The 19,689-nt window shown below is 75.4% G+C and carries 21 protein-coding genes; 10 read left to right on the forward strand and 11 right to left on the reverse strand.

Translation table 11 applies throughout. The annotated features are described in order from the left end of the window. Positions 1-7: 7 nt before the first annotated feature. From LFA75_RS16830 to LFA75_RS16845, 4 genes are all read right to left on the reverse strand, one after another. A complete protein-coding gene (locus tag LFA75_RS16830; protein WP_225234755.1) occupies positions 8-814 on the reverse strand; it encodes an IclR family transcriptional regulator domain-containing protein in 807 nt (268 codons plus the stop codon). 100 nt (positions 815-914) lie between these two features. Continuing rightward, entirely contained in the window at positions 915-1,772 is an 858-nt protein-coding gene (locus LFA75_RS16835; protein WP_225234756.1) for a glycosyltransferase family 2 protein, read from the reverse strand. 43 nt (positions 1,773-1,815) lie between these two features. Further along, complete coding sequence (locus tag LFA75_RS16840) at positions 1,816-2,979, reverse strand: cystathionine gamma-synthase (RefSeq protein WP_225234757.1); 1,164 nt, start codon at positions 2,977-2,979, stop codon at positions 1,816-1,818. After that, positions 2,976-4,391, reverse strand: a complete 1,416-nt coding sequence (locus LFA75_RS16845) for a cystathionine beta-synthase (protein WP_225234758.1) — start codon at positions 4,389-4,391, stop codon at positions 2,976-2,978. Before LFA75_RS16845 ends, LFA75_RS16840 begins: the two co-directional genes overlap by 4 nt. Positions 4,392-4,491: 100 nt before the next feature. Here LFA75_RS16845 and LFA75_RS16850 point away from each other — a divergent pair, with 100 nt between their 5' ends. From LFA75_RS16850 to LFA75_RS16865, 4 genes are all read left to right on the forward strand, one after another. Continuing rightward, positions 4,492-5,274 carry an aldo/keto reductase gene (locus LFA75_RS16850; RefSeq protein WP_225234759.1) on the forward strand — a complete coding sequence of 261 codons (783 nt, stop codon included), beginning with the start codon at positions 4,492-4,494 and terminating at the stop codon, positions 5,272-5,274. Between the two features lie 13 nt (positions 5,275-5,287). After that, entirely contained in the window at positions 5,288-6,289 is a 1,002-nt protein-coding gene (locus LFA75_RS16855; protein ID WP_225234760.1) for an aldo/keto reductase, read from the forward strand. Further along, a complete protein-coding gene (locus LFA75_RS16860) occupies positions 6,286-6,795 on the forward strand; it encodes an XdhC family protein (protein WP_225234761.1) in 510 nt (169 codons plus the stop codon). Before LFA75_RS16855 ends, LFA75_RS16860 begins: the two co-directional genes overlap by 4 nt. Positions 6,796-6,879: 84 nt before the next feature. Further along, positions 6,880-7,056: a hypothetical protein gene (locus tag LFA75_RS16865; RefSeq protein ID WP_225234762.1), complete on the forward strand. Its 177-nt coding sequence runs from the start codon at positions 6,880-6,882 to the stop codon at positions 7,054-7,056. Here the strand turns inward: LFA75_RS16865 and hisN are convergent, their stop codons facing one another. Next, a complete protein-coding gene (gene hisN, locus LFA75_RS16870) occupies positions 7,057-7,851 on the reverse strand; it encodes a histidinol-phosphatase (RefSeq protein ID WP_318250017.1) in 795 nt (264 codons plus the stop codon). It abuts the gene before it with no gap. Positions 7,852-7,875: 24 nt separating this feature from the next. Between hisN and LFA75_RS16875 the strand changes: the two genes are divergently transcribed. Continuing rightward, on the forward strand, positions 7,876-8,424 hold the full coding sequence (locus LFA75_RS16875) for a DUF2087 domain-containing protein (protein ID WP_225234763.1): 549 nt from the start codon (positions 7,876-7,878) through the stop codon (positions 8,422-8,424). On the opposite strand, the gene LFA75_RS16880 is transcribed toward LFA75_RS16875, so the two are convergent. The 4 genes from LFA75_RS16880 to LFA75_RS16895 form a co-directional block, all read right to left on the reverse strand. After that, a complete protein-coding gene (locus LFA75_RS16880; protein ID WP_225234764.1) occupies positions 8,391-10,142 on the reverse strand; it encodes a putative bifunctional diguanylate cyclase/phosphodiesterase in 1,752 nt (583 codons plus the stop codon). The two genes, LFA75_RS16875 and LFA75_RS16880, sit on opposite strands and share 34 nt — an antisense overlap. A 126-nt stretch (positions 10,143-10,268) precedes the next feature. Continuing rightward, positions 10,269-11,285: a ribosome small subunit-dependent GTPase A gene (gene rsgA, locus LFA75_RS16885; RefSeq protein ID WP_225234765.1), complete on the reverse strand. Its 1,017-nt coding sequence runs from the start codon at positions 11,283-11,285 to the stop codon at positions 10,269-10,271. Positions 11,286-11,289: 4 nt separating this feature from the next. After that, positions 11,290-12,567 (reverse strand): 3-phosphoshikimate 1-carboxyvinyltransferase, encoded by a 1,278-nt coding sequence (gene aroA, locus LFA75_RS16890; protein ID WP_225234766.1) that lies wholly within the window; start codon positions 12,565-12,567, stop codon positions 11,290-11,292. 61 nt (positions 12,568-12,628) lie between these two features. After that, positions 12,629-14,083 (reverse strand): NAD-dependent succinate-semialdehyde dehydrogenase, encoded by a 1,455-nt coding sequence (locus tag LFA75_RS16895; RefSeq protein ID WP_225234767.1) that lies wholly within the window; start codon positions 14,081-14,083, stop codon positions 12,629-12,631. A gap of 173 nt (positions 14,084-14,256) precedes the next feature. Here LFA75_RS16895 and LFA75_RS16900 point away from each other — a divergent pair, with 173 nt between their 5' ends. After that, on the forward strand, positions 14,257-15,003 hold the full coding sequence (locus LFA75_RS16900; RefSeq protein ID WP_225234768.1) for an SOS response-associated peptidase: 747 nt from the start codon (positions 14,257-14,259) through the stop codon (positions 15,001-15,003). Position 15,004: 1 nt separating this feature from the next. Further along, positions 15,005-16,543 (forward strand): fused MFS/spermidine synthase, encoded by a 1,539-nt coding sequence (locus LFA75_RS16905; protein ID WP_225234769.1) that lies wholly within the window; start codon positions 15,005-15,007, stop codon positions 16,541-16,543. A 19-nt stretch (positions 16,544-16,562) separates the two neighbouring features. Here the strand turns inward: LFA75_RS16905 and ybaK are convergent, their stop codons facing one another. Further along, positions 16,563-17,039, reverse strand: a complete 477-nt coding sequence (gene ybaK, locus LFA75_RS16910; RefSeq protein WP_225234770.1) for a Cys-tRNA(Pro) deacylase — start codon at positions 17,037-17,039, stop codon at positions 16,563-16,565. Between the two features lie 209 nt (positions 17,040-17,248). Here ybaK and LFA75_RS16915 point away from each other — a divergent pair, with 209 nt between their 5' ends. Together LFA75_RS16915 and rsrA are read left to right on the forward strand one after the other, a co-directional pair. Then, positions 17,249-17,947 carry a sigma-70 family RNA polymerase sigma factor gene (locus tag LFA75_RS16915; protein ID WP_318250019.1) on the forward strand — a complete coding sequence of 233 codons (699 nt, stop codon included), beginning with the start codon at positions 17,249-17,251 and terminating at the stop codon, positions 17,945-17,947. Continuing rightward, a complete protein-coding gene (rsrA, locus tag LFA75_RS16920) occupies positions 17,944-18,252 on the forward strand; it encodes a mycothiol system anti-sigma-R factor (RefSeq protein ID WP_225234771.1) in 309 nt (102 codons plus the stop codon). The genes LFA75_RS16915 and rsrA overlap by 4 nt, the downstream gene beginning before the upstream one ends. Before the next feature lie 68 nt (positions 18,253-18,320). Here rsrA and LFA75_RS24160 read toward each other — a convergent pair whose 3' ends face one another. Then, the gene (locus LFA75_RS24160; RefSeq protein ID WP_014742531.1) at positions 18,321-18,395 is read right to left on the reverse strand and encodes a 50S ribosomal protein bL37; all 75 of its coding nucleotides are present in this window, start codon (positions 18,393-18,395) and stop codon (positions 18,321-18,323) included. 215 nt (positions 18,396-18,610) lie between these two features. On the opposite strand from LFA75_RS24160, the gene LFA75_RS16925 reads away from it, so the two are divergent. Continuing rightward, positions 18,611-19,642 (forward strand): biotin carboxylase N-terminal domain-containing protein, encoded by a 1,032-nt coding sequence (locus LFA75_RS16925; RefSeq protein ID WP_225234772.1) that lies wholly within the window; start codon positions 18,611-18,613, stop codon positions 19,640-19,642. Positions 19,643-19,689: the final 47 nt, after the last annotated feature.

Raw genomic sequence — 19,689 nt, forward strand, 5'->3', positions numbered from 1 at the left:
CCGAGCCTCAGCCGCGGTGGCGGAGGTCCTCGGTGATGTCCGCGGCGGCCTGCAGCACGGCCGGCAGCAGCCGTCCGCGCAGCTCCTCGGGGGTGACCCGGGTGGTGTGCGAGGAGACGGTGACCGCCGCGACGACGCCGCCGTCCCGGTCGTGCACGGGGGCGGCGACGCACTGCACGCCGGCCTCCAGCTCCTGCTCCAGCACGCAGACGCCGGACTCCCGGACGTCGGCGACCACCGCCCGCAGCTGGTCGACCGAGGTGAGCGTCTGCGGGGTGATCGGGGCCAGCTCGACCCCGGCCAGCACGCCGTCCAGCTCGGCGGGGGGCAGCCCGGCCAGCAGCACCCGGCCCATCGAGGAGGCGTAGGCCGGGATCCGGGTGCCCACCTCCACGTTCATGCTCATGATCCGGCGGTAGGGCACCCGCACCGTGTAGAGCACGTCGGAGCCCTCGAGCACGCCGGCCGACGCGGTCTCCTCGACGTCGGCGGCCAGCCGGGTCAACCGCTCCCGGACGACGTCCCACACCGTGGTGGTCGCCAGGTAGGCCTGGCCCAGCTCGAGCACCCGTGGCCGCAGCGACCAGGTCTGCCCGTCGGTGACGACGTAGTCCAGGGACTGCAGGGTGTGCAGCAGCCGGCGCGCGGTGGCCGGGGCCAGCCCGACGGCGCGGGCGACCTCGGCCAGCGTGCGGCGCGGGTGCTCGCGGTCGAAGGCCCGGATGACGGCCAGCCCGCGGTCCAGGGCCCGCACGTACTCCGTGCCCTCGCTGGTCCGCGGGTCGACCAGCCGGGGTGCAGCGGTCAGGCTCATCGTTCTCCTCTGCGGACGGCGGGGCACGAGGGTGCGGCTTCGCCTGGCGAACGGTACGGGACGCCGGACGCGTCTGGCCAGGTCGCCGTCCTCCCGGGGGTCACCCCAGCGGGCGCTGGGCGGCGGCGAACCGGTCGGCGAGCGCCCGCGGGACCGGCCGGCGGCGGGCCAGCGCGGCCGGCAGCAGGCGCAGCACACCGGCGAGGGCGCGGGCCGCGGCGGGTTCCCGGACCGCCCGGGCGCCCAGCGCCGCGGTGTGCCGCAGCGCGGTCGCAACCGGGAGCCGGAGCCAGGTGACCAGCAGGTCGTTGCGGGTCTGCCGGGCCCAGCGGTCCGGTGCCACGTCCCCCGCGGCCGGGTCGTGCCGGGCGACGACGTCGGCGCAGTGGGCCAGCTGCCAACCGGCGGCGGCGAGGTCCAGGGCGAGCAGGTGCTCCTCGCCGCCGAAGAACAGCAGCCGGGAGAAGCCGCCGGTGGCCAGGTAGGCCTCCCGCCGGAGGACGGCGGCGAAGGCCGGGAAGCTGAGCGCGTCCGGGCCCGGTGCACCGGGGGAGCGGCCGAGCGGGGCGCGGGCGAGCTCCTGGCTGACGGCGTCCTCCCGGCCGTCGGCCAGCAGCACCCGGGCGACGACGACGCCGAGCCGGGGGTGGGCCTCCAGCAGCTCGACGGCCCGCTCCAGCGCGCCGGGCGCCCACCACGAGTCGTCGTCGGCGAAGGCGACGTAGGGGGTCCCGGCCCGGCGGACGCCGTCGGTGCGGGCGGCCGCGCCGGCGTTGCGCGGCAGGGCCAGCACCGTGGCGCCCAGCCGGCGGGCCGCGGTGGCCGAGCCGTCCTCGGACCCGTTGTCCACCACGACCACCTCGGGACCGGCGGGCAGGGCGTGCAGCGTGCGCAGCAGCGATGCCCGGCGGTCCCGGGTGGCGACGACGACGGACACGCGGTCGGCGAGGGTGCTCACCGGACCGCGGTGCCCACCTCCGCCGGCCGGCCATGCAGGGATCTCAGGCGAGCATCTGCTCCAGGTCCGCCAACAGGTCGGTGGCGTCCTCGATGCCGACGGACAGCCGGACCAGGTCGGCGGGCACCTCCAGCGCGGAGCCGGCGACCGAGGCGTGCGTCATCCGGTGCGGGTGCTCGACGAGGGACTCCACGCCGCCCAGGGACTCGGCGAGGGTGAACACCTGGGCGCGCTCGCAGACGGCCAGCGCCGCCTCCTCGCCGCCGCGCAGGCGGAACGACAGCATCCCGCCGAAGCCCGACATCTGCTTCGCCGCGATCTCGTGGCCGGGGTGGTCCGGCAGCCCGGGGTACAGCACCGAGGAGACCGCCGCGTGGGAGGTCAGGAACTCGGCCACCTCCCCGGCGTTCGCCTGGTGCCGGTCCATCCGCACGCCGAGGGTCTTGATGCCGCGCATGACCAGCCAGGCGTCGAAGGGCCCGGCGACCGCGCCCATCGCGTTCTGGTGGAAGGCCAGCTGCTCACCGAGCTCGGCGGTGCCGGCGACCAGCGCCCCGCCGACGACGTCGGAGTGCCCGCCCAGGTACTTCGTCGTGGAGTGCACGACCACGTCGGCGCCCAGGGGCAGCGGCTGCTGCAGGTAGGGCGAGGCGAAGGTGTTGTCCACCGCGAGCAGCGCGCCGTGCTCGTGGGCCAGCTGGGCCAGCGCGGCGATGTCGGCGATGCCCAGCAGCGGGTTGGTCGGCGTCTCGCACCAGACCAGCTTCGTGGTCGGCCGGAACGCGGCCCGGACGGCGTCCAGGTCACCGAGGTCGACCGGGGTGTGGTCGACGCCCCAGCGCTGCAGCACCTTGCTGATCAGCCGGAACGTGCCGCCGTAGGCGTCGATCGGGATGACCAGGTGGTCGCCGGGGTTCAGCACGGTGCGCAGCAGGGCGTCCTCGGCGGCCAGCCCGGAGGCGAACGCCAGGCCGGTGGCGCCCTGCTCCAGGGACGCCAGCGCGTCCTGCAGCGCGGTGCGGGTCGGGTTGGCGCTGCGGCTGTACTCGTAGCCCTGGCGCAGCCCGCCGACACCGTCCTGCTTGTAGGTGCTGGTCAGGTGCAGCGGGACGACGACGGCGCCGGTGGTCGGGTCGGGCTCCTGGCCGGCGTGGATCGCCCGGGTGCTGAAGCCGTGCGTCGACGCGGGGGAGTGCGGGTCGGTCATGCCGTCACCGTAGGAGGCACGGCGGCGGGGATGCCGGCGAGGTGGCCGAGCACGTCCTGCCGGGTGACCACGCCGGCGGGCTTCCCGTCCTCGTGCACCAGCAGCGCGTCGGCGCCGCCGAGGGCGGCGACCGCGGCGGACACCGGCTCGCCGGAGCCGATGATCGGCAGCGGCGCGCTCATGTGCTTCTCCAGGGTGTCCGACAGTGCGGCGGCACCGGAGAACAGCGCGTCCAGCAGCGCCTTCTCCTCGACCGAGCCGACCACCTCGCCGGCGGTGACCGGCGGCTCGGCCCGCACGACCGGCATCTGGGAGACGCCGTACTCGCGCAGGATGTCGATGGCCTCGCGGACGGTCTCGGTGGGGTGGGTGTGCACCAGGGCCGGCAGCGCGTCGCCGTCGCCGGACTTGGCCCGCAGCAGCTCGCCCACGGTCTCGCCGTCGGCGGCCTCGACGAAGCCGTAGTCGGCCATCCACTCGTCGTCGAAGATCTTCTTCAGGTAGCCGCGGCCGCCGTCGGGCAGCAGCACCACCAGGACGTCGTCCTTGGTCAGCTTCTCCGCCACCCGCAGCGCGGCGACCACGGCCATGCCGCAGGAGCCGCCGACCAGCAGGCCCTCCTCGCGGGCCAGCCGCCGGGTCATCGCGAAGGAGTCGCCGTCGCTGACCGCGACTATCTCGTCGGCCACGGTCTGGTCGTAGGTCGAGGGCCAGAAGTCCTCGCCGACGCCCTCGACCAGGTAGGGCCGCCCGGTGCCGCCGGAGTAGACCGAGCCCTCCGGGTCGGCGCCGATGACCTGCACCGCACCGCCGGAGGCCTCCTTGAGGTAGCGCCCGACGCCGGAGATGGTGCCGCCGGTGCCGGCACCGGTGACGAAGTGGGTGACCCGGCCGTCGGTCTGCGCCCAGATCTCCGGGCCGGTGGTCTCGTAGTGGCTGCGCGGGTTGTTCGGGTTGGAGTACTGGTCGGGCTTCCAGCCGCCGGGGGTCTCCCGGGCGAGCCGGTCGGAGACCGAGTAGTAGGACCGCGGGTCCGACGGGTCCACCGCGGTCGGGCAGACCACGACCTGCGCGCCGTAGGCCCGCAGCGTGTTGACCTTGTCCGCGCTGACCTTGTCCGGGCAGATGAAGATGCACTTGTAGCCGCGCTGCTGGGCCACGATGGCCAACCCGACACCGGTGTTGCCGCTGGTGGGCTCCACGATCGTGCCGCCGGGCTGCAGGGCCCCCGACGCCTCCGCGGCGTCGATCATCCGCACGGCGATGCGGTCCTTGACCGACCCGCCCGGGTTGACGTACTCGACCTTGGCCAGCACCAGCGGGGCGTCAGGACCCAGGTGCTCGGTGACCTTGGTCAGGCGCACCAGCGGGGTGTTCCCGATGAGGTCGACGACGGACTCGGCGTACTGCACGGGAGGTCCTCCAGCGTGGGTGTGCGGGGCGGCCGGGGTCCCCGGTCCGTGCCGACGATCCCACGTGTCGGTGCCGCCGTCCCCGGGCAGGGCACCGGGCATGACAGCGACGCAGCAGCCCACGGCCGCACTGCCCGGCGGCGGAGCCATGCCGCTGCTGGGGTTCGGCACCTGGCAGATCACCGGGACCGCGTGCACGGACGCCGTCCGGGCCGCCCTGGACGCCGGGTACCGGCACCTGGACACCGCCACGATGTACCGCAACGAGGCCGAGGTCGGCCGGGCGCTGGCGGACTCCGACGTCCCCCGCAGGGAGGTCTTCGTGACCACCAAGCTGCCCCCGGAGCGGGCCTCGGCCGCCCGGTCGACGCTGGAGGCATCGCTGTCCGCCCTCGGTGTCGAGCAGGTCGACCTGTGGCTGGTGCACTGGTCCACCGGGGACGACGACGTCGCGCTGTGGCGGGAGTTCATCGCGGCGCGGGACGCCGGCCTGGCCCGGGACGTCGGCGTCTCGAACTTCTCCCTGGCCCAGCTCGACGAGCTGGCCGAGGCGACGGGGGTGATGCCGGCGGTGAACCAGGTGCGCTGGGCGCCCTCGCTCTTCGACGCCGACGTGCTCGAGGGCCACCGGCAGCGCGGGGTGGTGCTCGAGGGCTACAGCCCGTTCAAGTCCACCGACCTCGACGACCCGGTGCTGGTGGAGATCGCCGGGGCGCACGGGGTGACCACCGCCCAGGTCGTGCTGCGCTGGCACCTGGACCACGGCGTCGTCGTCATCCCCAAGTCGGTCACCCCGGAGCGGATCGCGGCCAACGCCGACGTGCTCGGCTTCGCGCTGACCGGGATCGAGCGCGGTCGGGTGGACGGCCTGGCCCGGTCGTGAGCAGGATCGACCCATGACCACACCGATCAGCCGGCGCCGGCTTGGCGACCTCGACGTGTCCGCGGAGGGCCTGGGCTGCATGGGGATGAGCCAGTCCTACGGGACGGCGGACCGCGACGAGTCCCTCGCGACCCTGGACCGGGCCCTCGAGCTGGGCATCCCCTTCTGGGACCCCCCCGACGTCTACGGCGACGGGCACAACGGGGAGCTGCTCGCCGAGCGCCTGCGCCCCCGCCGGGACGACGTCCAGCTGGCCACCAAGTTCTCCATCTCCCGCCAGCCCGACGGCGTGATGGCCATCGACGGCCGACCGGAGAACGTGCGGGCCCGCTGCGAGGCCAGCCTGCGCCGCCTGGGCGTGGACACCATCGACCTCTACTACCAGCACCGGGTGGACCGGCAGGTCCCGATCGAGGACACCGTCGGGGCGATGGCCGAGCTGGTGCAGGCCGGCAAGGTCCGGCACCTGGGGCTGTCGGAGGCCTCCGCCGACTCGGTCCGCCGGGCCGCCGCGGTGCACCCGATCACCGCGCTGCAGAGCGAGTGGTCGCTGTGGACCCGCGACCTGGAGAGCAGCGGCGTCCTCGCGGTCGCCCGCGAGCACGGGATCGGCATCGTGCCGTTCTCCCCGCTGGGCCGCGGGTTCCTCACCGGGGCGATCACCAGCCCCGCCGACTTCGGCGACGACGACTTCCGGAAGGGCATGCCGCGGTTCCAGGGCGAGGCGTTCGACGCCAACCTGCGGCTGGTCGACGCCGTCCGGGCGCTGGCGACGGAGAAGGGCGTCACCGCCGGGCAGCTGGCGCTGGCCTGGGTGTCGGCGCAGGGCGAGGACGTCGTCCCGATCCCGGGCACCAAGCGGCGCAGCTACCTGGAGGAGAACGCCGGGGCCGACGCGGTCGAGCTGACTGCCGACGACCTGACCCGGCTGGAGCAGATCGCCCCGCCCGGGGCGGCCGAGGGCGGCCGGTACGCCGACGCCGGCTACGCCTACGGCGACAGCCCGGCCCGGTGACCGCCGACCCGAACTGCGGGGTCGCGCACGGCGACGCGGCGGACCCGGTGACCGACCGGGTGCTGGTGGCCGTGTTCGCCTCGCCGGTCGCCGCGGCCCTGCTGCGGCTGGGCGCGGAGTGCGGCTACGCCCCCGTGCTGGTCGAGCCCGGGGACCGCGAGGTGGACGGGCTGCCCGCCGGCACGACCCGGCTGACCGCGGTGCCCGCCGAGCCGCACGCCGACGTCGTCGTCTGCGACCACCACCGCGACGAGCTGGGCGAGGTGCTGCGCGATGCCCTCGCGACCTCCACCCGGTGGATCGGGCTGATGGGCAACCCCCGGCACGTGGGCCCGCACGTGGCCGCGCTGGCCGCGCTCGGCGTGCCGCCGGCCGAGGTCGCGCGGGTGCACCGGCCGATCGGGCTGGACATCGGCTCGCGCGCCCCGGCGGAGATCGCGGTGTCCACGCTGGCCGGGCTGCTCGCCGACCGCAACGGCCGGGCCGGGGGCTTCCTGGACGGCTGACCTGCGGAACGCCGGGCGACCTGCCACCGTTGAGGATCCTGGGAGGACCCGCTCGCAGGTCCCGCACACGGAAGGTGACCCCTCGTGGCATCGCTGATCAGCAAGCTCACCCAGTTCGCCAAGAGCCCCCAGGGCCAGCGCGCCATCCGCACGGCCACCGACAAGGCCCAGCAGTTCGCGAAGGACCCGAAGAACCGCGCCAAGATCGACCAGGTCCGCAGCAAGCTGCAGGGCGGCAAGGGCGGTGGCACCGCCCGCTGATCAGCGGGTGGGCAGCGCCGCCAGGACGGCGGGGTGCAGGTGGCCGTTGCTGGCCACCGCACTCCCGCCGGCCGGGCCGGGGGTGCCGTCGAGGTCGGTGAACCGGCCGCCGGCCTCCCGCACGATGATGTCCAGGGCGGCCAGGTCCCACAGCGACACCTCGGGTTCGCAGGCGACGTCCACGGCCCCCTCGGCCACCATCGTGTAGCTCCAGAAGTCGCCGTAGGCCCGGGTCCGCCACACCGACCGGGTCAGGTCGAGGAAGCCGTCGAGCCGGTCGCGCTCCTCCCAGCCCGACAGCGACGAGTAGGACAGCGAGGCGTCGGCCAGCTCGGTCACCCCCGACACGTGGCAGCGGGTCGCCGACTCCAGCCGGCGGCCGGTGTAGGCGCCCACCCCGGCGGCGGCCCACCAGCGCCGGCCCAGCGCCGGGGCGCTGACCATCCCCACGACCGGGGTCTCGCCGTCCAGCAGGGCGATGAGCGTCGCCCAGACGGGGACGCCGCGGACGAAGTTCTTCGTGCCGTCGATCGGGTCGATGACCCACCGCCTGGAGCCGTGCCCGGTGGTGCCGAACTCCTCGCCCTGGACGGCGTCCCGGGTGCGGGTGCGGGCCAGCGAGCTGCGCAGCTGCTGCTCCACCGCGCGGTCGGCGTCGGTGACCGGCGTCAGGTCCGGCTTGGTGTCCACCACCAGGTCCTGCGCCTTGAACCGGTCCATGCTGATCGAGTCGGCCTGGTCGGCCAGCACGTGCGCCAGTTGCATGTCCTCGGTCCACCCGCGAGCGCTCGTCACCGGGTGACCGTAGCGTCGAGCACCGTGGGTACCGATCCGGATGCCGCCAAGCTGGCCGGCCTGCTGGCCGACGAGGTGCGCCTGGCCGTGGTCGCCGCGCTCGCGCTGGGCGCCGCCGACATCGACGGGGTGGCCGCGGCCACCGGCCGCACGCCGACGGAGGTGGCGCTGGCCGCCCGCCGGCTCGGCCGGGGCGGGTTGGTCCGCCGGGACGGCGCGGCCCTGCAGCTGCGCACCGAGGTGTTCGCCGCGGCGGCCCGGGCGGCGGGGGAGCACCGGCCGCCCCCGGAGCCGCTGTCGCCGGACCCGGCGGCCGACGCGGTCCTGCAGTCCTTCGTGCGCGAGGGCCGGCTGACGTCGATCCCGGCGCACCGCGGCAAGCGGCTGGTCGTCCTGGACCACCTGGTGCGGGTCTTCGAGCCCGGCGTGCGCTACCCCGAGCGGGAGGTCAACGCGCTGCTGGCGGTCTGGCACCCGGACACCGCGGCCCTGCGCCGCTACCTGGTCGACGAGGGGCTGCTGTCCCGTGACGCCGGGGTCTACTGGCGCAGCGGGGGCACCGTCGAGGTCTGAGCCGACGCGGGCAGCAGGGCCTCGACCTCGGCGATCGGGACCGGTCGGCTGAAGTGGTAGCCCTGCGCGTAGAGGCAGCCCAGCGAGCGGAGCAGGTCGGCCTGGGCCGGGGTCTCCACGCCCTCGGCGATGAGCTGCAGCCCCAGGGCGTCCGACAGCGCCATGATGCTGCGCATCAGCCGGGCCCGCTTCGACGACGTGGTCAGCGCCGAGACGAACGAGTGGTCCAGCTTGAGGAAGTCCGCCGGCAGCGTGTCCAGCCGGGCCAGCGACGAGTAGCCGGTCCCGAAGTCGTCGATGGCCACCGACAGACCCTGCTCGCGCAGGGTGTCCAGGGCCGCCACCGCGGCGGGGGACTCCGCCTCGAACAGGTTCTCCGTCACCTCGATCACCGTGGACCCGGCCGGCCACCCGGTGCCGGCCAGCGCGGCGCCGACCAGGTCGGGGAAGTCGGGGTCGCACAGCTGGTGGCCCGAGACGTTCACGGTGAGCAGCAGCCGGCGGCCGGTGCGCGCGTGCAGGTCGGCCAGGTCCGCGCAGGCCGTGCGCAGCACGTGGGCGCCCAGCGCCCCGATGAGCCCGGTCTGCTCGGCCAGCGGGATGAACCGGGCCGGCGAGAGCGGGCCGAGGGTGGGGTGCGCCCAGCGGGCCAGCGCCTCCACGCCGACGACCGCGCCGTCGGCGAGGGTGACGATGCCCTGGTAGTGGACCTGCAGACCGGCGGCGACCGGGTCCCCGGCCAGCGCGGCCGCGAGCTCGGTGGCCAGCGGGTCGGGGCCGGAGTCGTCGAGCACGCTGCGCGCCCGCCCGGCCGCCTTGGCCTGGTACAGCGCCCGGTCGGCCCGGCGCATCAGCTGCGACGCGGTCTCCCCGGGCTGCAGCTGGGTCACCCCGCAGGACAGCCCGACCTCGGGCACGGCGTTGCGCAGCTGCTCCACCACGGCCAGCGCCACCGGCCCGGCGGAGTCGGGCAGCAGCAGGGAGAACTCGTCGCCGCCGTGCCGGGCCAGCACCGCGCCCGCGGGCAGGGCCGGTGACCAGCGGTCGGCCACCAGGCGCAGCAGGTCGTCCCCGACGGCGTGCCCGTGGGTGTCGTTGATCGCTTTGAAGTGGTCGATGTCGAGCAGGGCGGCCGACAGCGGGGTGCCGGTGCGGGCGCACAGCGGCAGCAGCCGATCGACCGCGTCGTCGAACCCGCGCCGGTTGGCCAGGCCGGTCAGCGGGTCCTGGCTGGCGCTGGAGGCGCGGCGCACGAGTGCCCCCACGACCACGGCGACCGCCACGCACACCAGGCACAGCGCGACCGGGACGGCGTCGGGCACGTCCGGGCGGACCAGCAGCACCGCCGTGCCCCCGGCCATGGCACCCAGCAGCTGCAGCACGGCCCCCAGGCCGGCGAAGTAGAAGAACGAGTCCAGCGCCACGAAGACCATCAGCCCGGCCAGCGCGGTGGCCGTGGCGGGGTGCTCGGCCAGCAGCGAGGCGGCGGCGATGAGGACGGTGCCGGCGGCGACCAGGAGGTGGGAGACGCCCCGGCCCAGCAGGCGGCCCCAGCGCAGGCAGGCCAGCCCGGTGAGCACCGACAGCACCCCGAGGGCCAGCAGGCCGACCACGGCCGGGGTGACCGGCAGCCCGTCCAGCCCGGCGGCGAGGACGACGGACCCGCCGGCGCAGTACAGCGACCCGGTGACGGCGGCCATCACGCGGGGGGTGGCCACCTCGGGTGGGCTCGGCAGGAGACTCGGCACGCCGTGGTCATCGGCACGGTCACCGTGCGGTTGAGGCCTACGGAACGGCAACGGTCGTTTTCTCGCCCGCCGGGGTGATCTCCCGGTGGGCGGGGGTCACCAGTTCGGCGTCTGGGTGACCGCCGCGACCAGCCGCCGGAAGCTGGCCAGCCGCTCGCCGCGGGCCGGCGGGCCCTCGGCGGCCCAGTCGTCCAGCGCGCAGTCGGGGTCCTCGGCGGTGTGCGCGCACAGCGGCGGGCAGTCCCGGGCCACCGCGGCCAGGTCGTCGAAGGCGGCCAGCACGTCGGCCGGGTCGGTGTCGGCCAGCCCGAAGCTGCGGATGCCCGGGGTGTCGATGACCATCCCGCCGCCGGGCAGGTCGAGCAGCACCGCCGAGGACGACGTGTGCCGGCCCTTGCCGACCTTGCTCACCCCGCCGGTGGCCCGGTAGGCGTCGGGCACCAGCCGGTTGACCAGGGTGGACTTGCCGACCCCGGACTGGCCGACGAACACCGAGATCCGGCCGTCCAGCCGGGGCTGGAGCTCGTCGAGGTCGGTGTCCCGGCTGACCGCGATCGCCTCGACCTCCAGCCCGGCGTACCTGGCCAGCAGCTCGTCGGGGCTGCCCAGGTCGGCCTTGGTCAGGCACAGCAGCGGGGTCAGCCCGCCGGAGAAGGCAGCCACCAGACAGCGGTCCAGGAAGCCGACGTGCGGCTCGGGGTCGGTGATCGCGGTGACGACCACCAGCTGCTCGGCGTTGGCCACGACGACCCGCTCGGTGGGGTCGGTGTCGTCGGCCGTGCGGCGCAGCGTGGTGGCCCGCGGCTCGATGACCACGATCCGGGCGAGGGTGTCGGTGCGGCCGCTGGTGTCCCCGACCAGGCGGACCCGGTCGCCGGTGACCACGCCGTGCTTGCCCAGCTCCCGGGCCCGCATGGCGGTGACCTCGACGTGGCCGCCGCCCGGGTCCTCGACCCGTACGGTCATCCGGCCGCGGTCGACCCCGACCACCAGCCCGGGGACGGCGTCGTCGTGGCTGGGCCTGGTGCGAGTGCGGGGCCGGGAGCCCCGCCGGCCCGGGCGGACCCGGACGTCGTCCTCGTCGGAGCGGCTGTCGAACGTGCGACCGGACACCTGCTCAGCCCATCGCACCGACGCCGGGGGCCAGCAGCTGCGCCCACCGGTCGGTGAAGTCGGGCAGCGTCTTGGCGACCGCGCCGGGGTCCCGGACGACCACGCCCTCGACGGCCAGGCCGAGCACCGCGGCGGCCATGACCATCCGGTGGTCGGCGTAGGAGTCCAGCTCGGCCGCGCGGAGCGGACCGGGGGTGATCTCCAGGCCGTCGGGCAGCTGGGTGACCGTGGCGCCGACCGCGGTCAGCACCTCGTCGAGCGCCTGCAGCCGGTCGGTCTCGTGCCCGCGCAGGTGCGCGATGCCGGTCAGCCGGGACGGGCCGTCGGCCAGCGCGCACAGCGCGGCCAGCACCGGCGTCAGCTCGCCGACCTCGCCCAGGTCGGCGACCAGCGGCCGCACGGTCTCCCCGCCGGTGACCTGCAGGCCGTCGGCCGTGCGCTGCACGTCCGCGCCCATGACGACCAGCAGCTGCTCGAGCTGGGCGCCGGGCTGGGTGGTGCGCAGCGGCCAGTCGCGGACGGTGACCCGCCCACCGGTGACCAGCGCGGCGGCCAGGAACGGGGCGGCGTTGGACAGGTCGGGCTCGACCACCCGGTCCACCGCGGCCACCGGCCCCGGGTGCACCCGCCAGCCGGTGTCGGTGCGCTGCACCAGCACCCCGTGCTCGGCCAGGGTCTCCACGGTCATCTGCACGTGCGGCATGGACGGCACGCCGCCGGCCAGCCGCAGGTCCAGGCCGTCGGTGAACCGGGCCGCGGCCAGCAGCAGGCCCGACACCACCTGGCTGGACTCGCTGGCGTCGACGGTGACCGTGCCGCCGCGCACCGCCCCGGTGCCGTGCACGGTGAACGGCGCCCGGCCACGACCGCCGTCGTCGACGGTGACCCCGCAGCCGCGCAGGCCCTCGATCAGCCCGGCGTTGGGGCGCTCGCGCAGCCGCTCGTCGCCGTCCAGGGTGACCGGCCCGTCGGCCAGCGCCGCGACCGGCGGCAGGAAGCGCAGCACGGTCCCGGCCAGCCCGGCGTCGACCGTCGCCGGGCCGCGCAGCGGGCCCGGGACGACCAGCCAGTCGTCGCCGTCCTCGGTCACCCCGACGCCCAGGGCGCGCAGCCCCGCCGCCATCAGGTCGGTGTCGCGGGCCCTCAGCGGCCGGACCAGCCGCGACGGGCCGTCGGCGACCGCGGCCAGGACCAGGGCCCGGGCGGTGATCGACTTGGAGCCGGGCAGGGAGACGACGACGTCGACCGTCGGGGGGGCGAGGGGCGTCGACCAGCTGTCCATGCCGGTCATCCTGCCCTGCACCCGCACCGGTGGCGCCCGGCCGCCGTCCCCTGCCCGGGGGTCACCCGACGACCGGGGCCGCGGGCGCGCTGGCCTTGGCCGCGGGCATCGTGCGCACCAGACGCCGGTTGGCGAACTCGAACATGCCCAGCTCGGAGAGCTCACGGCCGTAGCCCGAGCGCTTCACGCCGCCGAAGGGCAGCTCGGGCGAGGACCCGGACGGCTGGTTGATCCAGACCATCCCGGACTCCAGCCGGTCGGCCACCTCGCGGGCCTTGTCGGCGTCACCGCTGTAGACCACCGCGGACAGCCCGTAGCTGCTGTCGTTGGCCAGCCGCACGGCCTCGTCGGCGTCGGCGACCTTGTAGAGCACCGCGGCCGGGCCGAAGAGCTCCTCGGAGTAGGCCCGCATGTCCGGGGTGACGTCGGCCAGCAGCGTGGCCTCGACGAACGCACCGGGGCGGTCGGGGCGGCCACCGCCGGCCAGCACGGTGGCGCCCTTGTCCACCGCGTCCTGGATCTGGGCGTGCAGGTCCTGCGCGGCCTTCTCGGTCGACAGCGGGCCCAGCGTGGTGGCCGGGTCCGCGGGGTCGCCGGGGGTGAACGAGCCGAAGGCCTGCTGCATGCCGGCCACGAAGTCGTCGTACACGTCCTCGACCACGATGATCCGCTTGGCGGCGATGCAGGCCTGGCCGGTGTTGGCCATCCGGCCCATCGTGGCGGCCTTGACCGTGCGGGCCAGGTCGGGGCTGTCCAGGACGACGAACGGGTCGCTGCCGCCGAGCTCCAGCACCGACTTCTTCAGGTGCTTGCCGGCCAGCGAGGCGACCGATGACCCGGCCTTCTCGCTGCCGGTCAGGGTCACGCCCTGCACGGCCGGGTGGCTGATCACCTGCTCGGTGTCGGAGATCTTGAGGAAGACGTTGGTGTAGACGCCCTCGGGTGCCCCGGCGTCGCGGAAGAGCTCCTCCAGGGCCAGGGCGCACTGCGGGTTGAGCTCGGCGTGCTTGAGGACGATGGTGTTGCCCAGCGTCAGGTTCGGGCCGGCCACCCGGACCACCTGGTACAGCGGGTAGTTCCACGGCTCGATGGCGAACAGCACGCCGGTCGGCTCGTTGACGACGACGGCCTCGCCCTTCATCACCTCGATGGTGCGCGGGGCCAGGAACTGCTCGGCCTTGTCGGCGTAGTAGCGCAGGATGCTGGCGGCCAGCTGCACCTCCCCGGCGGCCTCCTGGATGCGCTTGCCCATCTCCTTGGTGATCAGGGCGGCGAACGCGTCGGTGCGCTCGAGCATCAGGTCCGCGGCCCGGCCGACCACCGCGGCCCGCTCGGCCACCGAGCGCCCGCGCCAGTCCAGGTACGCGGTGTGGGCTCGGTCGACCACGGCGGTCACCTGGTCGCTGGGCAGGGAGTCGAACTCGCGCTCGGTCTCGCCGGTGAAGGGGTTGACCGTGGCGTAGGCCCGGTCGGTGGTGCCGCTGTCGGTCTTCGCGCTGTCCTGCGTGCTCGTCACGTCGTCGTGCCTCTCGTCGCTGGTGGGTCGGGTCTGTCCTACCCGCCCGGGCCGACGGCACTCCGACGTCGTCCACCGGATCCCGCTGTCCACAGCGGCAGGTCGTCGGTGTCGGACCCCGGCCCTACAGTCGGGTCGAGTCGTCGGAGCAGTGCGGAGCAGGGGAGGCCACCGTGTGCGGGCGCTATGCATCCAGCCGCCGTCCGGAGGACCTGGCGGCGGAGTTCGAGGCGGTCCCGGCCCCGGGCCAGCCGCCGCCGGCCGCGGACTACAACGTCGCGCCGACCAAGGACGTCTACGTCGTCCGGCAGGCCCGCGAGCGGGACGCCGAGGGCGCGCCCACCGGGGCCAGCCACCGCGAGCTCCGGGTGGTCCGCTGGGGCCTGGTGCCCTCCTGGGCCAAGGACGTCTCGGTGGGCAACCGGATGCTCAACGCCCGGGTCGAGTCGCTGACCAGCAAGCCGGCGTTCAGCAAGGCCGCCCGCTCGCGGCGCTGCCTGGTGCCCGCCGACGGCTGGTACGAGTGGTCCCCGAAGCCGCACGCGCCGGGCAAGCAGCCCTGGTACGTGACCCCGCAGGACGGCTCGGAGCTGGCCCTCGCCGGGCTCTGGGAGGTCTGGGGCCGGGGGGACGACCGGCTCTACAGCTGCACCGTGGTCACCGCCCCGGCCGTCGGGGCGCTGGCCGACATCCACGACCGGATGCCGCTGGTGCTGCCGCGCGACCGCTGGGCCGACTGGCTGGACCTGGACCGGGAGGACGTCGAGACCCTGGCCGCACCGACCCCGCCCGAGGTGGTCGAGGGCCTGGAGATCCGCCCGGTGGGCCCCGCCGTGGGCAACGTGGCCAACGGCGGCGAGCAGCTCACCGCCCGCCAGGAGTCGGTGGCCGAGCCCGCCGACCAGCCGGCGCTGTTCTGAGGTGACCGCCGCAGCCGGCGCCGGGGACCCCGGCGCGGACGTCGTCGTGCCCGGCTCCCGCGCGCTGCCGGGCTGGGTCGCGGCTGCCGTCACGTTCCTGGCGTCGGGCGCGGTGCTCGTGCTCGAGATCGCCGGGCTGCGGCTGATCGCGCCCTACGTGGGCATCACCCTGCAGACCAACACCGCGGTGATCGGGTTCGCCCTCGCCGCCATCGCGGTGGGGGCCTGGGCCGGGGGAGCGGTCGCCGACCGGCGGGACCCCCGCGGGCTGCTGGCCCCGCTGCTGGTCGCCGGCGGAGCTCTCGTGGTCGCGGTCGTGCCGGTGGTCCGGTTCGCCGGCGCGCTGCTGTCCGGGGCCGCGGCCGGGAACGTGCTGCTGCTGGCCGCGGTCGCCGTCGTGCTCCCGGCCGCGCTGCTGTCGGCGGTGCCGCCGATGGTGGTCGCCCTGCAGCTGGGCAGCCTGCGCGAGACCGGCACGGTGGTCGGGCGGCTGTCGGGCATCGGCACGCTGGGCGGCATCGCGGCCACCTTCGGCACCGGGTTCGTCCTGGTGGCGGTCCTGCCGACCAGCGTGATCCTGGTCGGCACCGGCCTGGTGGTGGTGGCGACCGGGGTGGGCCTGTGGGTGGTGCTGCGGCGCAGCGCCGTCGCCGCCCGGCTGCCCGGCGCGCTGCTGGTGGCCACGCTGGCCGGCACCGGGCTGGCCGTGGTGGCCCCGCAGCCGTGCCAGGTCGAGACGACGTACCACTGCGCCCGGGTGGTGGCCGACCCCTACCGCGACGGCGGCCGGACCCTCGTCCTGGACACCCTGCGGCACTCCTACGTCGACCTCGACGACCCCACCCACCTGGAGTTCGGCTACGTCCGCGCGGTCGCGTCGGTCACCGACACCCTGGGCCGGCCGGGTGAGGCGCTGTCCGCGCTGCACATCGGCGGGGGAGGGCTGACCCTGCCCCGCTACCTGGCCGAGGTCCGGCCCGGCACCACCAGCCGGGTCCTGGAGGTCGACGCCGGCGTGCTGGCCGTCGACCGGGACGAGCTGGGCCTGGAGACCTCGGCGCAGCTGCGGGTCGACGTCGGCGACGCCCGGACCGGGCTGACCCAGGAGCCGCCCGGCACCCGGGACCTGGTCGTCGGCGACGCCTTCGGCGGGCTCGCCGTGCCCTGGCAGCTGACCACCGTCGAGGCCCTGCAGCTGGTCGACACCGCCCTGGCCGACGACGGCGTCTACGCGGTGAACCTCATCGACCACGGCCCGCTGTCCTTCCTGCGGGCCGAGCTGGCCACGATGGCCGAGGTCTTCCCGCACGTCGCCCTGCTCGCCCGGGCACCGGTCGTGGCCGGGCAGGACGGCGGCAACGTGGTCGCGGTGGCCTCGCGGAGCCCGTTGGACACCGAGGCGATCGCGGCGGCGCTGGCCGGGCGGGCGCTGCCCTGGCAGGTGGTCACCGGCGCGGACCTGGCCGCCTTCGTCGGCGACGCCCCGGTGCTCACCGACGACTTCGCCCCGGTCGACCAGCTGCTGACGCCCTACGGCTGACGGCCCACGGCCGACCGGCTCAGCGGCCGACGTCGGCGGTGGTCGCCCGGGTCAGCGCCACCAGGTCGGCGGGGGACAGCTCGACCTGCAGCCCCCGCCGGCCGCCGCTGACCAGCACGGTGGCGAACCCCAGCGCGGAGGAGTCCACGACGGTGGGCAGCGCCCTGCGCTGGCCCAGCGGGCTGATGCCCCCGCGGACGTAGCCGCTGCTGCGCTCGGCGTCGGCCGGGTCGGCCATCGCCGCCTTCCGGCCGCCCACCGCGGCGGCCAGCGCCTTGAGGTCCAGCTGGCCGGCGACCGGGACCACCGCCACGGTCAGCGCGCCGTCCACCCGGGCGACCAGGGTCTTGAAGACCTGCGCCGGGTCCGACCCCAGCGCCGCGACCGCCGCCTCCCCGAAACCGATGCCGTCGGGGTGGTCGTCGGGGTCGTAGGTGTGCAGGACGTGGGCCACCCGGGCCTGGACCAGCACCCGCACCGCAGGGGTCGCCGCCATGACCGGACACCCTAGGGAGGGGGAATGCCGCAGCGGGCGAGGGTCTTGTAGAGGGCGTGACCAGCTCCTCCGCACCGACCCGGGCCCGACGGCCCGCGACGTCCCCGGACGTCGTCGTCACCCGTCGACCGCCCGGCCGACCGGTGGCCGCCCGGCTAGGATCGTCCGACGTGGTGTCCCGTCTGCGGGCGCCGCAGAGAGGACGGCCGGTGCCCGACGAGAGCACGGAAGACACGACCGCGGCGGTGCCCGCGGTGCCGGTGGTGGCCGAGACCCCCGAGGCGCGGGCCGACGGCAGCCGCAGCGAGCAGACCGAGACCCGGACCCAGCGCGACGCCCGCTTCGAGCGCGACGCCCTGCCCTTCCTGGACCAGCTGTACCCGGCGGCCCTGCGGATGACCCGCAACCCGGCCGACGCCGAGGACCTGGTGCAGGAGACCTTCGTGAAGGCCTACTCCGCGTTCCACCAGTTCGCCGAGGGCACGAACCTCAAGGCCTGGCTGTACCGGATCCTGACCAACACCTACATCAACAACTACCGCAAGAAGCAGCGGCAGCCGCAGCAGTACCCCACCGACCAGGTGCAGGACTGGCAGCTGTTCGCCGCCGAGGAGCACAGCTCCAGCGGTCTGCGGTCGGCGGAGATGGAGGCGCTGGACCACCTCCCCGACACCGACATCAAGGACGCCCTCCAGCAGCTGCCGGAGGACTTCCGGCTGGCCGTCTACCTGGCCGACGTCGAGGGGTTCGCCTACAAGGAGATCGCCGAGATCATGGGCACGCCCATCGGCACGGTGATGTCCCGGCTGCACCGCGGACGGCGCGGCCTGCAGAAGCTGCTGGCCGGCTACGCCCGCGAGCGCGGGTTCGCCCGGGCGGGAGCGTTCGAGGAGGGATCGGCATCGTGAGCGACAGCGAGATCACCAGCTGCGACGACGTGCTCACCCACGTCTTCGAGTTCCTGGACCACGAGACCGGCGACGCCCGGCGTGCGGTCATCGCCGAGCACCTCGAGGACTGCTCGCCGTGCCTGCGCGAGTTCGGCATCGAGCAGGAGTTCAAGGCCCTGGTGCGCAACCGCTGCGGCGGTGACCCCACGCCGATGGGGCTCAAGGACCGGATCAAGATGCAGCTGACCCAGGTGTCGTTCGAGGAGAACGGCACCACGGTCACCGTCGAGCAGGTCACGGTCGACCGCACCACGGAGCGGTAGCACCAGCGCACCCCGCACGACAGAGGGCCCGGACGACGTCGTCGTCCGGGCCCTCTCTGCGACCGCACCTAGGCGTTGGGCCGCTTGCCGTGGTTGGCGCCGCTCTTCTTGCGGGCGCGCCGCTTGCGTCCACGCTTGGACATCGCTGCCCTCCTCTCCTCACGGGGGTCCCGAGGTCCTCGGGCTCCGGCCGTCCAGGGTCTCACGAGCCCTGGTCGGGCTGCCGGCCCGCGCGCCGGACGGCGCACCGACGAGCAGTGGTCCAGGGTGTGCGGGACCCAGGTCGGGGCATGGACCGGGGGAGCACGGGGGATCCGTCCCCCGGCGGGCAGGTCGACGCAGGACGAGGGGGCGCGCTGTGGCGGACACCGGCGGGACGGGCATCGGGAGCGTCCTGGTGGCGGGGCGGGGGCCGATGGCGTGCGCCGTCATCCGGGCCGCGGAGGCGCTCGGGGTCAAGACGGTGGCCGTGCACTCGGCCAGCGAGCGCGACGCCCGGCACGTGCGGCTGGCCGACGACGCCGTGTGGCTGGGGCCCGCGCCGGCGGCGGAGTCCTACCTGTCGGTCCCGCGGCTGGTGGAGGCCGCCCGCCGCAGCGGGGTGGACGCGGTGCTGCCCGTCCCGCCGGCGCTGGCCGGCAACGTCGAGCTGGCGTCGGCCGTGGTCGCCGCCGGGCTGACCTGGGTCGGCCCGTCCGCCGCCGTCCTCGAGCGGCTGGGCGGGGACGGCGCCGAGCCGGCCAGCGAGCAGGGCTTCCTGGCCGTCGTCACCGCCGAGGGCCTGCGGTACGTGACCCCCGTCCGCCGCGACCGGGACGCCGGCACCGCCCGGGTGTCCTGGACGCCGGTGGGCTGGCCGGCCGCCGGTGCCCCCGACCTGCCGCGCGCGGCCCGGCGGCTGGCCGAGGTGGGCTGGCGGGGCCTGGTCACGGTGGGCATCGACCCCGACGGCGCGCTGGCCGAGGTGGCCGCGGGCTTCTCCCTGGACCTCGCGGTCCTGGAGCGGGCGCACGGCGTGGACGCCGTCGACCTCGCGCTGCGCTGCGCGACCGGTCGGCTGCGGCCCGGGGCCAGCACCCCGCCGCGGCCGGCCGTGGTCGCCCAGCTGCGGGCCACGCTGCCGCCCGGGGTGGCCGGGCGGGTGACCGGCCGGCTGCCCGACCTGCCCGGCCCGGTCGACGCCGAGGTGGTGGCGGTGGGCGGCTACGCCCCGGGGGACCGGGTGGACGGCTGGTACGACGCCCTGCTGGCCACGGTGAGCGCCGGCGGACCGGACACCCGGACCGCGGCGGGCCGGGTGGCCGACGTCCTCACCGGGCTGCCCGAGACCGGCGTGCCGCACGACGGGGCGGCGGTGTGCCAGGTCCTGCACCACCTGGCGGCGGACTGACCGGGTGGTTGGATGGTGCCGACATCCGCACGCTGCACGAGGAGGTC

This window comes from Klenkia terrae (assembly GCF_900491935.1).
Taxonomy (GTDB): Bacteria; Actinomycetota; Actinomycetes; order Mycobacteriales; family Geodermatophilaceae; genus Klenkia; species Klenkia terrae.

Bases quoted from the DNA above. Each gene is read 5' to 3' on its own strand.
- ybaK (WP_225234770.1), bottom strand. From the start codon at position 17,039: ATGGCGGCGACCCCTGCGGTGCGGGTGCTGGTCCAGGCCCGGGTGGCC.
- LFA75_RS16830 (WP_225234755.1), bottom strand. From the start codon at position 814: ATGAGCCTGACCGCTGCACCCCGGCTGGTCGACCCGCGGACCAGCGAG.
- LFA75_RS16840 (WP_225234757.1), bottom strand. From the start codon at position 2,979: ATGACCGACCCGCACTCCCCCGCGTCGACGCACGGCTTCAGCACCCGG.
- aroA (WP_225234766.1), bottom strand. From the start codon at position 12,567: ATGGACAGCTGGTCGACGCCCCTCGCCCCCCCGACGGTCGACGTCGTC.
- LFA75_RS16850 (WP_225234759.1), top strand. From the start codon at position 4,492: ATGACAGCGACGCAGCAGCCCACGGCCGCACTGCCCGGCGGCGGAGCC.
- LFA75_RS16855 (WP_225234760.1), top strand. From the start codon at position 5,288: ATGACCACACCGATCAGCCGGCGCCGGCTTGGCGACCTCGACGTGTCC.